This window comes from Vibrio sp. Vb1755 (genome assembly GCF_033338635.1).
In the GTDB taxonomy this organism is placed as follows: domain Bacteria; phylum Pseudomonadota; class Gammaproteobacteria; order Enterobacterales; family Vibrionaceae; genus Vibrio; species Vibrio alginolyticus.
This window is the reverse complement of the sequence record NZ_JAWOTA010000167.1, coordinates 1-1,357: the sequence shown is the minus strand read 5'-3', so window position 1 is coordinate 1,357 and position 1,357 is coordinate 1. Positions and strand designations below refer to the sequence as shown.

General features: G+C 45.6%; 2 protein-coding genes and 1 pseudogene. 2 read left to right on the top strand and 1 reads right to left on the bottom strand.

What is annotated here, in order from left to right:
• Both R7E00_RS23575 and R7E00_RS23570 read left to right on the top strand, forming a co-directional pair.
• Positions 1–491: pseudogene (locus tag R7E00_RS23575) on the top strand (DUF2063 domain-containing protein); the annotation flags it as partial.
• Between the two features lie 10 nt (positions 492–501).
• Positions 502–957, top strand: coding sequence for a DoxX family protein (locus tag R7E00_RS23570; protein WP_318124655.1), 456 nt, complete (start codon positions 502–504; stop codon positions 955–957).
• A gap of 29 nt (positions 958–986) precedes the next feature.
• Here R7E00_RS23570 and R7E00_RS23565 read toward each other — a convergent pair whose 3' ends face one another.
• Entirely contained in the window at positions 987–1,271 is a 285-nt protein-coding gene (locus R7E00_RS23565; RefSeq protein WP_318124653.1) for a hypothetical protein, read from the bottom strand.
• Positions 1,272–1,357: the final 86 nt, after the last annotated feature.

The window sequence follows — 1,357 nt, the reverse complement described above, 5'->3', positions numbered from 1 at the left end:
AAGACTTTCACCACACTGTGATGTTGTTTGGCCAGGTCATGGCTCAAGCACCATACAGCCCAGAAGTAGCACTCTTTGAATGGAACATCGACCTTGCTCGCCAAGCTCGTTGTGAGCATCAAGCAGACACTGCCGTGCAACCACTGACTGAGTTACCACACGTACCAGAGTCGCAACATCCCCATTTAGTTTTCCACCTTCGCCCTGGGTGTAAGTGCTTTGATGCTCATTACGCGGTGTTTGATTTATTCGCAGCTGTTCGTACTCAGCAATTCGATCAGCTCAACATCAACCAATTACAACAAGGGGTGATCCGCATCGAGCCCAATGGTGAAGCGCAGTGTTTCGCGCTGGATGACGAAGCCTATCAATTGCTTGCCAGCTTGGAACAAAAGCAATGTTTGAGCGATATCCCTGAGCCGTTGCTCGCTCATCTTAATCACATCATGACGCTTGACCTGATTGAAGGTTTTACGCTGCAAACCGCGTAAGGAAGATACGATGACAGATTCTGTTAAAAGCCTGATTAGCCGCTACGAAGAATACACCAACAGCTTACAAACTCACGCAATGCCGTTGTTGCTGCTGTTTTGCCGTTTATGGGTCGCTTGGGTGTTTTTTAATTCTGGCCTTATCAAAATTGCCTCATGGGATAGCACCTTGTACTTGTTCGAATTTGAGTATCAAGTTCCGTTGCTACCTTGGGAATTTGCCGCCTATTCAGGTACATTCGCAGAGTTAGTTCTTCCGGTCTTTTTAGCGCTTGGATTATTTACTCGCCCTATTGCTGCCATGTTGTTTGTATTCAACATTATCGCTGTCCTGTCCTACCCGCTACTGTGGGAGAAAGGTTTCCATGACCATCAACTCTGGGGGTTAATGATTTTGATTGTGATGCTGTGGGGAGGCGGTCCTTTTTCACTCGACCGATTGCTAAAAGACAAATTCGTCAGATAGAAAAATCCCCGCGATTGCGGGGATTTCTTTTATTGCTTGTTTAGGTAAGCCAGCAGTTCATCCGCTGAAATACCTTGTTGTGCGAGGTCTTTTGCTAATAGCTCAACTTGCTCGCCCTTGCGTGACTCAATCACTTGTTGAAATTGGTACACAATGTCACGCAAGATTGGTAGAGGTACTTGTTTTGCCGCACTACGAATGCGCTCGGAGCTTTGATTGCCCAGCTCATTAAGTAATTTGCCGAACATAATTTTCTCTGGAGACTCTTCCATCTGTTCAAGAATACGAGCCATTTCATAAGTGGTTAACGACATTACCTGTAAATTCCGTTAAGTGTCGGGGAAAATGTGAACGCCAAATATACACGGGTTCGAATAGCAGTAAAACTCTAATTTTACCC

Bases quoted from the DNA above. Each gene is read 5' to 3' on its own strand.
- R7E00_RS23570 (WP_318124655.1), top strand. From the start codon at position 502: ATGACAGATTCTGTTAAAAGCCTGATTAGCCGCTACGAAGAATACACC.
- R7E00_RS23565 (WP_318124653.1), bottom strand. From the start codon at position 1,271: ATGTCGTTAACCACTTATGAAATGGCTCGTATTCTTGAACAGATGGAA.